Raw genomic sequence first — 13480 nt, forward strand, 5'->3', positions numbered from 1 at the left:
TTATTAATCATATCGATTCTGTTCGTCCTCTGCGATACTTTGCAAGTCAAATGCTGTAATTGTATAAAGTGTATACGCATTGGTTTTTGCCGCCTGGTTTAATGCCTGTTCCCTCATATATTTGGGCGAGCCTTCTGTCTCTTCATCATAGAGCAGTATCATACCATCGGAATTACGTAGTAAAAACCTGTTTTTTTCCTTAAACTGCCACGGTCCCTCGTACTTCGTTTTCGTTACACTATTGACATAATCGGCGTGCTGCAGCACATGATTATAAATTTCTTTTTTATCGTCGCTCCACTTTTCCTCTTGCTCCAGAAATGGGGTGATGACTGCCAGCTGCAGATTGGGATGCTGCTGCTTGAGCTCAATCACCGCTTCAGCGGCCCACACCTCGACACCCCATTGACCACTAACGATGACCCACTCCAGACCTTCGTCCATTAAAGCCGTCACTTGTTTGGCGATTGCTTTCTTGATAATGGCAATTCCCGGATGCTTCTGCGAAAAGATACCCAGCTCCGTTGCCTTGTACCCTGTTATGAGCACCCTTTTCATGGCTTCCACACTTCCTTATCTAAGGGTCTTCTCCACAAAACGCAAACCACATTTTGCCGGTCAGACTCCTAATAACACCTTAGCATAAAGAAGGTAACAATGAAAAGACTCTACGGCCTGGGGGGAATCGGAATTCCCAAATCTGCTGCGCCGAGATCGGAGGATATCAAATCCGGTGCATACTGTTTAAGCAGCTCAAGGCCCATATAAGCTCTGCGAACACGCTCCCGGCATAAATTAATGTTAATCTGCTCCAGATGCTGCCCGCTTGGGTATACATCCGGATGATTACGCAGACCAAACTTGATATATACCGGTGATAAGACACGAATGAATTCCGGTATCTCATAATGACGAATAAACCCACCCAAGCCGTCCGGTGCTTCCACGTAGAGATCCAGCGGAATATCGACAGCCGGACGGATGGAGGCCAGCTTGGGCAGTGTCAATGCGGTAGGTAAATTGTACGTATCTGCGCCAATATCCTCCATCAGCTTGATCGAAACCGGATTCGCCGCCATCATTTGCACCGATACCTTGACGACAAAATCCGCTGCGATTAAGCCCTGCTTTTTCATTTCCTTGGTCAGCAGCAGCAAGCCCTCATCTGCGACCAACGCCCCCCGTACTCCCAAACGGTTAGCCCGCTGTAAATCCTCCATAGCATAAACCAGCTGATCTATACCCTCATGGCGCAGCGCAACGACCTTACCCGCGGGTGTTAACGGCAGCGCGCTAATATCCCATGTTCCACGCGGTCCGACAAATAAGCTGAGCTCAACGCCGCGTGCTGCACAGAGCACGACCATTTCAGAAATTTCCGCGTCGGTAAGCAGCATAATGCCACTCCCTTGAGATACGCGATGAATCACAATCCCGTAACGGTCCGCTTCCTCAAAAACGGCCTTTAACGCCTCCGGCCCTTCAACACTTGGAATTTCCACACGATACTGCGCACCATCGGGAAATCGCTTGGGCGAATCCGGCAGGTCATAAGCCTCCCGCTCCAGAAAACCTAATGATTTTAATAACGCTCTCGATTTATCCATCTAATTACATTCCCTTCCCTTGCTGATTTATTCATTTACTTGCCTGGCAGCACTTACTGATATTGCGCCTCTTGCGGCATACTGCTGTGCGGCCACTTCATGTCCGCATCCAGTGCCACCCCCATCGGTACAACCCCACGTGAAGCATCCGTACAATCTCGCAGACGGTTGGATGCCGCTACCATCCGCTGTCGATGACGTAATCGATCCAATCTTGCCATACCCAATTCCTTACGCTGCACATGAAGCTCTCCTTGAAAATGCGCTACTTCTCCAGTAATGAAGGCTTCAGAATCTAGCAAATCAATTCTTTTGCTGCGGAACTGCAGATGGAGCAGATCTCCCTCCTGCATATACAGCAGGCCTCCCTCATGATAAGCCTCCGGAGTCACATGACCAACCGCTGCTCCAAAGGTTACACCCGAATACCGTCCATCACTGATTAAAGTAGTCAGGCGTCTTAGCCTGCGGTCTGCATTAATATGCTGCATCGGCGTCATCATTTCCGGCATACCAAATGCCTCAGGCCCTTGTCCGGATATAATGACAGCCAACCTCAGCCATTCCTGCTGAATCATCTGATCAAACAGCTCATCATAATCCATGTCCTTCAACTGATCCAGGGGAACCGCTGCGTTATGACAGGCCATTTGCCGCATATGCTCCAAACGGAATAACCTGCACATTTTCAATCCATCCAGCAGGTTCACATCCAGCAGATGATGATTAGCCTCCTCTTCATTTTCGTAATACAGCACGAATGCAATTCTTTGATCAAATAAATCCAGCTGCTTGGTCGGCATACCGCTAATCTTCACGACTGCATTGTTAAAAAAGTTGCTGCTCAGCACATCGACACCGCTAAAGCTTCTTCTTGGTGTACTCAAAATAATCTGATTTTCCTTGACGCCATCCGCACTTAGATTCGTTGTGTCTGACAGCCGCTGCCGCCATGTTTGGCCCGTTACTGTAGGTGCATCCAAATCCATGGGGACTCCATTGCGTGACAGCTCATAAATCAAAGTCTCCATGCCTCGGATTTGCCCTGAGCAGCACTGCTGCGCCAAGGTATAGATGTCCCTGCCCTCTGTCAGGCTGTAATCAAACAAATCGGGAATGGGATGGGAGTTCACAATTGCTTCCAGATCACTCAAGCAAAAATCGTATCCAGCATAAATCATCGCACCGACAATATGCATCATCAGGTTCGTCGAGCCGCCTCCGGCACTGTGCAGCTTGATCGTATTGCCAATATTCGCCCGTACCAATTCACTCACACTGCATTCCGGCCGCTGGATAATGGAAAATAATTGTTCAATCGCTTTATCGACCTGTACCTGGGTAGGCGGCTCAACCAGCAGCTCCAGAACAGGGCTTACGATGCCGAAGCCTGCGGTAATATCCCGCGAGCTGTTGCCTGTACCATGAAACGCACAAATCCCGCCTGCGGAATCACAGGTGTTAACGGCCAGTCTTTTTTCAAAATCAAGGTGCTGCTCTACCGTCATAAGCCCACGCTCCACAGCACGTTGAAACACGCCCTGAAAGGATGTATTGGAGGAGCATTGCAAAATATAGCTGACAGCCTCGCGGATATCAGCACCTATATCGTCAAATCCTGCGGTGTCGGCCTGTGATGCCAGATCCGCCAGCTCCCGCTTCAAATCGTCGGGAATCGTACCACCCTTCAACACATGGGAAGGACTAAAGGTTGCAAATACATGATGCTCCCCACGGTAACGGCGAACCCGATCCAAATGCGCAAGCCCGCTTAAAATACCGAGAGGCTGTTTATCGCAGCCCTGTATCACAAAGGCACCATGATAAGAATGCGCTTCCATCTGATTGACAACGATCTCAGCTATTGCGTTGCGGCTTTGCAGCGAATACGACATTCCGATATTGTTCTGGGCTGTTCCGTCACAAAGCACCGGGGTGCTGAAATAAAAGGGCACACCGCCCTCCTGCCAAATTTTTAAAGCAGCCTTGAATACGGTTTCGTGATCCAAAATGTGCGCCGGATGGTCGGATGACCCGCCAATGATGGCGATTCTCGGTGCATTATGCTCCAGACGATCATATATATGTTCCAGCGTCCAATCAGGCTCACCGCCCCCGTAATAACCATCAAGCCCCCGCCTGGCGCGATCCAGCAGCCCTGCAACGGTTATCGGTTCATTGGCTTTTCCCTGCACATTGCCCTGATAAGAATTGGCCTTATTCTGAATTGTTATTTTCATATCGCTTCCCCGTTTCCGAATCATCTTCAAACAGATCCCTGACCCATGCATGCATAAAGCCTAAACTTCTTTTTAAGCTTGATGCTCTCCTTCCAAGCTTTCCTTAAGCTTCATACTGTCCTGCTTCACATCCTGCAGGTGCGACCTCATCATGTCCTTTGCCAGCTGAACATTTCTCTGCTCAATCGCCAAGGCAATCAGCATATGAAAGTGCGCAGCTCTCTCCGCACTGCCTTTGATACGCGTAGTCTTTCTTCGGCTTTCCAATAGCAGCTCCGAGATTCCTTTCATCACACTGGCCATCACCACATTGGAGCAGGCCTCCGCAATATGATCATGAAAAGCAATGTCAGACGCAAAATAATCCTCACCTGAGGCCAAGTCTGCGATCATTTGAGCCGCGGCGTCTTTAATATTGCGAATTTGCCCGGGTGAGCCTCTTTCTGCGGCAAGCGCAGCCATCTCAGGCTCCAGTACACAACGAAATTCCAGCAGGGAGAAGAGGTCCCCGACAGGAAGCGAGGTCAGATCGAGCGAGTTGTCCTGCCTCCAATGATTACGGCTCCGTACAAACATTCCCCGACCATGCTCAATCAGCAAATAACCCTTATTTTCCAATATACGCAGCGCTTCCCTAACGGTGGAAACCCCGACCTGTAATTCCTTGGCCAATGCCGCCAAAGACGGCAGCTTCTCGCCCGCTTTCCACACCTCCTGATCGATGCGTTGTAATAATTCATTCAATATTTTCGTGCTCGCAAGCTCTTTCAACGTAGTCACCAACTCATATGATATGTATATAAAGTTATAATAACACTTGAATTTCAAGTTCACAATATCCAATTTAAGTTCAATACGGACAGTAGAATTCACCAACCTAGCTACTCAACAGATCGAGTAAATAATCAGCTGCAGAACCTGTCCATGACAAAGACTGCCGTCCACAGGACGGCAGTCGGCAATAACAAACATACAGCAGCAGTTGGATCGATGTGATCCAGCAAGCTGTTGAAGTCGAATGGATACGATCCGACCAACCGCTGCAGTTGGTTGTATATGATTCAAAAAACGGTGCAATTCGATTAGGACTACCGGGGCTGGGCACCCGCCTGAACCTCGGCAAGCAGCGGAAGCTCGTCTACACTGCCGACCTCGACCAGATACAGGTTGGCGTATCCGCCACGGTCCGAGGTATACAGCACCTGACCCGCATCCGCCGTGAAGCGTGGATGCACATGGGTGGCGGCATTGATGCCCATGCCGCCATGATAAGCCAGCACACGCGGCTGGTCAAAGCCCGCTGCCGTCCGCTTCCAGAGCAGCACATGAGGGTTAATCATCCGCTGGCCGTCGCCAACGATCAGATCCAGATCATTGCTGTGGAAATGCTGGCTGTGAAACGGGAAGTCCAGTTCGATCTGCTCCGTGTTATCGTATTTGATGGAGCCGTAATAGCCGTGTACCTCACCATTCGGCTCCGACTTTTTGCCATGATAGCCGAGGTGGATGCCATCGGTAAACCAATATTCGTGACCGACCGTTTTGACAGGGCTTTGATCGGTAACGATCCGAACTGCCTTTCCGCTGTCGGTGTCCAGCATCCATACACGGTGATCGACATGGTGCCAAGGTCCTTCATGACAAAAGGTCAGCAGGTTCGGCACCGTTGGCGACATATTGACATGCTTGATCCAGTAATTCTCCGCGTATATGGTTTCTGATTTGCCGCTTTCAATATCGATTCGGACTAACCGTGTCTCGGGAAACGCCGCCCAGGTCTCATAGAAGCCGCCTTCGAATTCACGGTGCACCTTGTTTTCCGTAATCGAGACCACCACATACCGCCCGTCAGAGCTCGGCGAGCCTGAGCTCAGATAATAGCCTGCCGGTGTATCATATAGAACACGCTGCTGCAGTGTCCGCAGGTTTAACGCCAGCACCTGACCCAGATAGAACATATATATTTCCTCGTTGCCTTCATGCACATAAGAGAGCAGCAGCCGGTCAAAATAGCGGTCATCATACACCGGCTGCGGCAAATCGGTTAGCTGCTCGATATTCATCGTATCCATACGGAGCCGGAATAAATTGCTCGCATTATCCCGCTGCGCCTTGAAAATCACATCGCCTTTATAAAACGTTTGATTAGTAAAATAGAGATGATTGCTGTGGGCAAAATAATCGGTCAGCTGCAGGATGCGGCGGCCGGAAATTTGATCCCGATACTCGCGGTATTCCGGTTTATAAATGGTGCCTTGCATATCCGTCATTCCTCTCTTAGTCCTTCGCCTGCACGTCAGCAAGCTTCGGCAGATTGTCTGTGTCTCCGATTTCGACCAAATACATATTGGCATATCCGCCACGGTCCGACGTATACAGCACATGCTTATCGTCCTGCGTGAACCGCGGATGAACATGCGAGGCCTGCAGGAGCGAGATTCCGCCATGATGAGCAAGCACACGCGGCTCGCTGTATCCGTTCGCTTCGCGCTTCCACAGCAGGATGTGGGGATTCGTTATTTTTTGCCCGTCTCCAACGATCAAATCCATATCGCTGCTGTGGAAATGCTGGCTGTGAAACGGGAAATCCAGCTCCACGCGCTCCGTGTTGTCATGCCGAATAAAACCGAAGTAGCCATGCACCTGACCGTCTGGCTCCGTTTTTTTGCCATGATAGCCAAGCCGGACCCCATCGGCAAGCCAATATTCGTGACCCACGGTTTTTAGCGGACTCTGGTCGGGAACAACCTTCGTCGATTTGCCCGTTTCGGTGTCGAACAACCAGACGCGGTGATCGATTTTGTGCCAGGGACCCTCGTGGCAGTACGTCATCAGATTGGGAACCGTCGGCGACATATTCACATGCTTGATCCAGTAGTTTTCCGCGTAAACCACTTCGGATTTGCCGGTTTCAATATCGATACGCACAATCCGCGTTTCCGGGAACGCCGCCCATGTTTCATAAAAGCCGTCCTCGAATTCACGGTGCACCTTGTTCTCGTTGATTGAAGCGAAGACGTACTTCCCGTCGGCGCTCGGCGAACCGGAGCTGAGCTTGAAGCCTTCGGGCGTTTCATATAGTACGCGAAGCTCCAAAGTGCGCAAATGCAGCGCAAATACTTTGCCTAGGTAAAACATGTACGCTTCCTCGTTGCCCTCGTGCACGCACGAATGCTGCATCCGGTCATAGAACCGGTCATCCAGCGGGGTTTGAGGCAGATCCGTCAGCTGCTCGATAACCATCGAATTCATATGCAGTCGGTACAGGTTGCTCGAATTGCCACGCTGCGATTTAAATATGATATCTCCCTGAAAAAACGTATGATTCGTAAAATAAAAATGATTGCTATGTGTGAAATAGTCGGTCAGCTGCCGGATGGTGCGGCCTGATACCTTATCCTTATATTCGCGGTATTCCGGACTAAATTTTGTTCCCTTCATCGGTTTCGCTCCTTTGAGTATGGGGAAGCGGGTCCGGTTCCATGGCAAGCCGCTCTGGCGACGATTGCACCAGTTCGCGAAAATGACCGGGCGTAACCCCTTCGACTTTTTTAAAATGACGGGAAAAGTTCGGGCCATTGTGAAAACCGACCCTGCCCGCGATCTCGGCTACAGACAGCTGAGTCTGCGCAAGCAGCTTCCTCGCTGCCGTATGGCGGTAACGGGATAAATATTCGGAGAAGTTCATCCCGGTCTCCTTGCGGAATATACGGCTCACATACACCGGATGATAGCTGAGCCGGTCAGCACACATTTCCAGCGTCAGGTCGGAATCGTAATGGATCTCGACGAGCTGCTTGACTTCATCGGAAATTTTTTGAAAATGAACCTTGCGCTTTTCCTCCAGGATATGAATCAAGGGTCCGACCAGGCTTTCCTGGAACCAGACTTCGATTTCCTGCGCCGACTGCAGCTGGAACAGCTGCTCGAAGAGCAACAGCCGGTCTCCTGCCAGATGCTGCGAGCCGCCGACGGTTTCCTGCGCTACATTAAGCAGCTCTGCCAGCAATCTTACGAAGGAAACCCGGTACACTTGATGATTGACCTCATCACTGACGATCTGCGTTATGAACAGGCTAAGCTTGTCAAATGCCACCTTGTGGTCCGCCAGCTTGATCGCATCGACAAGCTCATCCAGCAGCTGACGCGGAAATATGGAAGCCTGCGACTCAGCGGGTACGACCTCGGCATAAAGCAAAATCGCTTCATTTCCAAGCCTCAACCGGTATTTAAGCGCTTCAAGGGATTCAGTGTATGCTTGACCTGCATGCTGCAGCCGAAAAAAAGGCGAGCTGATTCCCAGACTGACGGAAAGACCCCAAAACTCGCGGACCTTCATCTGCACCAGCTTTGCAAAATAGGACACATCCTGCTTCCATTGGCTCGCTGAATCATTCAGACTTCCAACGATCGTCACCTGCGATTGATTAATGACTACAGGATCAAGTCTATAAGGCTTATCGATCAATTCCCCGACCATATTGTTGATCGCAAACAGCAGCAAATCGCGGTCACGCTCCTCGAAGCGCGTATCTGATAACGAATCGATCTGGAGCACAAGCGCGTGATAGCTGGACGCCTGGAGATCGAAGCCCAGCTCGGACAGCTTTCCTGCAGCCTCGACCGCATCACCGGAGAACAGCTTAAGCAGGTAAAATTCTTTGAGCTGCGGACGCTGCCTTTCCAGCTTGGCAGAGAGCTCATTGCGCAAATGCCATATCGAATGGTAGCGCTCTCCAATAACATCCAATTCGTCGCGACGGGGATGCCGTTCCTGCTGCCAGCTCTGACCGAGCACAGCTTCGTAAAGCTTGCGGACAGGACGGTATATCCGGTTGGAGCCAAGCAGCGAAAGACCAACAGTCAAGAGAGCCAGCGCAGCACAGGTGTAAAAAGTGTACCATCCGATATCGCGGGACTTGGTTGTAATTTCCCGGATCGGAACAAGCGATACATAAATCCAATCATTGTAGGAAGCCTTGCGGTAAATAACCGCGAAGTTCCCTTGCGGTGCGGATAAAACAAAGGAGCCTTCCGCATCCTTGTAAACGCTTAATTCAAGAGCAAGCCTTTGCCTGATTTCATCGTTTTCAATGGAATCCCCTCCATTGGTAGCAACTGCCTGATAACGGTCGTCCAATATAAATGTCGTTCCGGCAAGCCTGTTGTCAGCCAGCAGCGTCTGCAGGTCCGGGACTGAGACCGATACGACCAGAATGCCCAACGGCTTCGGGGCATTTAGCGGCAGCTTTTTCACAAGCTTGATCACACCGTTAGGGTGGTTATCCTTACGGTTAGCCTGCTTGTGGGCAAACCAGAATGAGCTGAGCGGCGTTTGCAAATAGGTATCCAGCTGCTCCTCCTGCAGCTTGGCACTTCCTTGAATATATACGGAGCTGGCGCCGATCACCCAATCCTTCTCCAGACTGTACAAAGAAACATCGCGGATGCCCAACTCGTAGGAGTTGAACAGATTAAGGCTCTGCTGAATTTGATGCACAGCCATAAAATCCTGCTCGGAAATCTGCTGCCTGAGCGTAAGGTTGACCACGCTGGATATGATCAGATTATTGGCCATCTGGTCGATCAGCTTCAGTTCCTTCTCGATTCTCATTTGCGTTTGCAGCAGCACCTGCATATTGCTCTGGACCACCTGCTCCTGGATCACGTTCGCCGACTTCCAATACGCAGCCATACCAAGCAGAAGCACCGGAATGGTGCTAAGTAAAAGTACGAAGCTGGTTACTTTCAGAAAATAGCCCGAAAAAGATGTTCGCATGGTAACCCTTTCTCAAAAAGTAATGTCAGCATCAGTTTACCACTACTCTTGGAAAAGCAGAACATTTCATCCCTGCCTAAAAGCTTGATTTCGAGCGCGAATGCGCCAGATTCGCCTATAGCTGATCACGGTCATCTAACTCGACACCGCACATGGGGAGCTGCGCGCGGTGTAAGAGACAATACTATTTTTTGGACGCGCTGTACTGGGCGTTATATTCCTCTGTAATTTTATCGCCACCGCTTTTACGCCAGCTGTCGACCGCTGCTTTCCACGCATTTTCATCGGCAGCCCCGAGGATAAACTGGTTGCGCACATCTTCGATTTTTTGCTTGATCGAGCCGCCGACTTCCGCGTTCGTTTTGGAATCCAGTGCCTGCGACGGGTTGCTAACGGCAATGGCCGAGCTGTCTGCACGCATAAACTCCGTTCTTTCCGTTATCGGATCGGTAGTCATGATTGGAATCGCATTCGTACGAAGCGTCATCAAGGAGGCGCCGTAGGATTCCCATTCATCAATATATTTTTTGCTGTCGAGAACCTGCGCTTTGCCGTTATCCAGCTTGTACTGAGTGCCCTCCACACCCCATTTTAATATATTGACTCCTTCCTTGCCTGCCGTCCAATCAAGGAACTTGAGCATGTTTTTTAAATCTGCCTCCGTTTTGACACTCGTTTTTGGAATCATCACAATACCTTCATGCCCAGATCCGCCCACCGACCGTTCACCCTTCGGTCCATTTATACGATTGACGAAGGCCACCTTCGCACCCGGATTGAGCTGTACCAGATTTTCCTGCATTTTTTCGATATCATCGGCTGCTCCGATATATAAGCCCGCTTTGCCCTTGGCGAAATTGTCCTGCATCTGGACCTTATCCACGAGCAGAAAATCTTTATTAATCAACTGCTCCTGATACAAGCGGCGCATATATTTCATCGCCTCCAAATATTCAGGGGCTACGTAATCCGCAGACAGCTTGCCATTATCATCCGCCCAGCCGTTGGGTCCGCCCAGCCAGACAAGCACATTGCCAAAGGTCGTAATCGACTTCCAATCCGTAAAGCCGTACGTATCCTTTTTACCGTTTTTATCGGGATCATTCTCTGTAAATGCTTTGGCTGTATTATATAATTCGTCCAGCGTTTTCGGCTCCTTGAGTCCCAGTGCATCCAACCAGTCCTTACGAATGATGATCGCATTGCGGGATAAATCGCGGTCACGGGAAATCCCGTATATTTTGCCATTGAACTTGATGTTATTGGCAACAATCGGGTTCATCGTTTTCAGATTCGGATAATCGTTCAAATAAGGCGTCAAATCCCAGAATACTCCTGAATTTACGGCATTGGATATAACCGGATTTCGCAGATTCGCCGACAACACGACCAGCAAATTAGGCAAATCCGAGGAAGCGATTGAAGCCGTCAATTTGTCTGCGTAGGTACTGGCCGGTACCCAGTTGATCGTTAATTTGGTATTGGTTAATTCCTCTACCTTCTTGATCAGCGGACTGTCTGCTTTTGGCGGCTCCGGCTTGTTCAGCGCTGTCATCATGGTGATTTTAAGCGGATCGGCTGCCTTCGCGCTGGCATCCTGACCTGCAGCCGGCTGTTGGCCGGTTTGGGGATTGCTGCTTGAGCAGGCGGCAAGCAATGCTCCACATAGCAAGGTTAAGCAGGTAAAGCTGCTGTAATAGCTGTAATTCCGTTGATTGGCAGTTGTTTTCATATAGGCCTCCTGTGATGATGGTATCCATCCATATATTAAGATGATCGGATCATCCTTTAACCGAGCCGAGCATGACGCCTTTCGTAAAATGCTTTTGCAGGAAAGGGTATACGAGCAGGATCGGTACCGTAGCAACGACGATCACGGCCATTTTGACCGTTTGCGCCGGAGGCATCGCCCCTTCGTCCATCACACCGGAATCACCGAAGTTCCCGCTGGACATCAGAATAATTTGGCGAAGCAGCACCTGGATCGGCCACAGCTCGGAATTGTTGAGGTACAGCACGGCCTGCATGAAAGTATTCCAGTGGGCCACTGCATAAAACAATGAAATCGTTGCGATGGCTGGCATGGACAGCGGCAATACGATTTTGTACAAAATTTGCAAATCATTGGCCCCGTCGATTTTGGCGGACTCCTCAATACTGTCCGGCATCTGCTGAAAAAATGATTTCAATATGATCAGGATAAAAGCTCCGACCAGCCCCGGCAGCATAAGCGACCAGAGCGAATTAAGCAGGCCCAGCTGCTTGACGAGCAGGAAGGACGGAATCATGCCCCCGCTGAACAACATGGTGAACAGCACCATTTTAAGTACAAAGCCGCGTCCAGCCACATCCTTCCGGGCAAGCGGATAGGCTAGCAGAGCGGTAAAGACAACATTCAAAACCGTCCCGACGACCGTCACGTATACGGTAACGCCCATGCTTCTAATCAACGTGCTCGTTGAAAAGATATAACGGTAGGCATCGAGAGAATACTCGGAGGGAATCAGCACGAAGCCTTTGCGCAGCAGTTCTGCGCCTGTTGTGAAGGAACCGGCGACAATATGAATGAACGGCAGGATACAGACGGCCGCATACAGCGTGATACCTACAATGATAACGCTATCAAATATTCGGCTTGATAGGGAATGCTGGCCCACAATGAATCAACTCCTTAACATTTTGCGGAGCAGGATTTGCTGTACCAACGCTTGCAGTGAAGTAACCATACTTCTGGAGCGTTGTTGGCTTCAGTATATACCTTCCTCGCCAAGCATCTTGGCGAGCCGGTTGGCAGCAACGACCATAACCAGTCCGACTGCCGACTTGAACAGCCCGATTGCTGTGGAATAACTGAACTGGCCCTGCGAAATACCGGTCAAATAAACGAACGTATCGAACACATCCGCCACTTCACGGTTCATCGAGTTGACCATCAGGAATACATGGTCGAAGCTGAGGTCGAGCATGTCACCGACCTTCAGGATAAGCAGAACGACAATCGTGCTTCGAATGCCGGGAAGCGTAACATGCCACATTTGCTGCCAGCGGCTTGCCCCATCCATTCGTGCCGCTTCATACAGCTGCTGGTCGACGCCTGCAAGCGCTGCCAAATAAATAATGGTGCCCCATCCTGCTTCCTTCCAGATCGTTTGTATCGTGTATACCGGACGAAACCAGCCTTGGCTGAGCATGAAATTGACTGGCGTGCCGCCCCATTTGACCAGCAGCTCATTAACAATCCCGCCTTCTGTCGTAAGCATGATGTATGTCAAAGAAACAACAATAACCCATGACATGAAATGCGGAATGTAAATCAGTGTTTGCACCGCCCTCTTAAACAGCAGGCTTCTCAGCTCGTTCAGCATGAGTGCCAGCAGGATCGGAATTGAAAAGGCAAACGTCATGTCCCAAACAAACAGCATCAGCGTATTCTTGAACAGCAGCCAAAAGTCGGGCGACGAGAATAATCTTTCAAAATGCTTCAGGCCCACCCATTCGCTGCCGCTGATTCCGAGGAAAGGCTGGTAATCCTGAAACGAGATAACGACGCCCCACATCGGAACATACTTGAATACAACGAAAAACAAAATACCGGGGGCCATCATCGCATACATCCAGCGGTTCATGACGAGCTGTTTGCACATGCCGGTTATCCGATAAACCATAACGGATGGATTATTCTGTTTGATGGAAGTCCCTTTTGCGTTCAATATTGCATCTCCCTTCTGCGTTGATATGACTGGATCATAACGCTGTCCTTTTGTACTGTCCATTGTCCATGATTATCCATTGCACCTGAATGGGCCAGTAGTGTCTTTGCTTAACCTGCTGTGTCCCTGGCAAACCTGCAGCTT

At 50.1% G+C, this 13480-nt stretch carries 11 protein-coding genes; all 11 read right to left on the reverse strand.

Going from position 1 to position 13480, the window contains the following annotated elements; genetic code table 11:
* Positions 1-3 precede the first annotated feature (3 nt).
* The 11 genes from NST47_RS27785 to NST47_RS27835 all read right to left on the reverse strand — a co-directional run bounded on the left by NST47_RS27785 (position 4) and on the right by NST47_RS27835 (position 13291).
* Positions 4-558, reverse strand: a complete 555-nt coding sequence (locus NST47_RS27785; RefSeq protein ID WP_076229012.1) for a DUF1273 domain-containing protein — start codon at positions 556-558, stop codon at positions 4-6.
* Positions 559-668: 110 nt separating this feature from the next.
* Positions 669-1607, reverse strand: a complete 939-nt coding sequence (locus NST47_RS27790) for a U32 family peptidase (RefSeq protein WP_341158015.1) — start codon at positions 1605-1607, stop codon at positions 669-671.
* A gap of 53 nt (positions 1608-1660) precedes the next feature.
* The gene (locus NST47_RS27795; RefSeq protein WP_341158016.1) at positions 1661-3847 is read right to left on the reverse strand and encodes a dihydroxy-acid dehydratase domain-containing protein; all 2187 of its coding nucleotides are present in this window, start codon (positions 3845-3847) and stop codon (positions 1661-1663) included.
* Positions 3848-3919: 72 nt separating this feature from the next.
* On the reverse strand, positions 3920-4618 hold the full coding sequence (locus NST47_RS27800) for a FadR/GntR family transcriptional regulator (protein WP_341158017.1): 699 nt from the start codon (positions 4616-4618) through the stop codon (positions 3920-3922).
* Between the two features lie 114 nt (positions 4619-4732).
* On the reverse strand, positions 4733-4912 hold the full coding sequence (locus NST47_RS27805) for a hypothetical protein (protein ID WP_341158018.1): 180 nt from the start codon (positions 4910-4912) through the stop codon (positions 4733-4735).
* Between the two features lie 23 nt (positions 4913-4935).
* Positions 4936-6117, reverse strand: a complete 1182-nt coding sequence (locus tag NST47_RS27810) for an oligogalacturonate lyase family protein (protein WP_341158019.1) — start codon at positions 6115-6117, stop codon at positions 4936-4938.
* A gap of 7 nt (positions 6118-6124) precedes the next feature.
* Complete coding sequence (locus NST47_RS27815; RefSeq protein WP_341158020.1) at positions 6125-7288, reverse strand: oligogalacturonate lyase family protein; 1164 nt, start codon at positions 7286-7288, stop codon at positions 6125-6127.
* Positions 7269-9626, reverse strand: coding sequence for an AraC family transcriptional regulator (locus tag NST47_RS27820; protein WP_341158021.1), 2358 nt, complete (start codon positions 9624-9626; stop codon positions 7269-7271). The genes NST47_RS27815 and NST47_RS27820 overlap by 20 nt, the downstream gene beginning before the upstream one ends.
* A gap of 184 nt (positions 9627-9810) precedes the next feature.
* The gene (locus NST47_RS27825) at positions 9811-11358 is read right to left on the reverse strand and encodes an extracellular solute-binding protein (RefSeq protein WP_341158022.1); all 1548 of its coding nucleotides are present in this window, start codon (positions 11356-11358) and stop codon (positions 9811-9813) included.
* A 49-nt stretch (positions 11359-11407) separates the two neighbouring features.
* Positions 11408-12283 carry a carbohydrate ABC transporter permease gene (locus NST47_RS27830; RefSeq protein WP_341158023.1) on the reverse strand — a complete coding sequence of 292 codons (876 nt, stop codon included), beginning with the start codon at positions 12281-12283 and terminating at the stop codon, positions 11408-11410.
* 90 nt (positions 12284-12373) lie between these two features.
* Complete coding sequence (locus NST47_RS27835; RefSeq protein WP_341159770.1) at positions 12374-13291, reverse strand: ABC transporter permease; 918 nt, start codon at positions 13289-13291, stop codon at positions 12374-12376.
* Positions 13292-13480 lie beyond the last annotated feature (189 nt).

Origin of the sequence: Paenibacillus sp. FSL H8-0034, assembly GCF_038000305.1 — a bacterium.
Lineage (GTDB): Bacteria > Bacillota > Bacilli > Paenibacillales > NBRC-103111 > Paenibacillus_S.

What these genes read in the sequence shown, in the direction of transcription:
- NST47_RS27785 (WP_076229012.1), bottom strand. Translation starts at nt 558, where the DNA reads ATGAAAAGGGTGCTCATAACAGGGTACAAGGCAACGGAGCTGGGTATC.
- NST47_RS27790 (WP_341158015.1), bottom strand. Translation starts at nt 1,607, where the DNA reads ATGGATAAATCGAGAGCGTTATTAAAATCATTAGGTTTTCTGGAGCGG.
- NST47_RS27795 (WP_341158016.1), bottom strand. Translation starts at nt 3,847, where the DNA reads ATGAAAATAACAATTCAGAATAAGGCCAATTCTTATCAGGGCAATGTG.
- NST47_RS27810 (WP_341158019.1), bottom strand. Translation starts at nt 6,117, where the DNA reads ATGACGGATATGCAAGGCACCATTTATAAACCGGAATACCGCGAGTAT.
- NST47_RS27815 (WP_341158020.1), bottom strand. Translation starts at nt 7,288, where the DNA reads ATGAAGGGAACAAAATTTAGTCCGGAATACCGCGAATATAAGGATAAG.
- NST47_RS27820 (WP_341158021.1), bottom strand. Translation starts at nt 9,626, where the DNA reads ATGCGAACATCTTTTTCGGGCTATTTTCTGAAAGTAACCAGCTTCGTA.
- NST47_RS27825 (WP_341158022.1), bottom strand. Translation starts at nt 11,358, where the DNA reads ATGAAAACAACTGCCAATCAACGGAATTACAGCTATTACAGCAGCTTT.
- NST47_RS27835 (WP_341159770.1), bottom strand. Translation starts at nt 13,291, where the DNA reads ATGGTTTATCGGATAACCGGCATGTGCAAACAGCTCGTCATGAACCGC.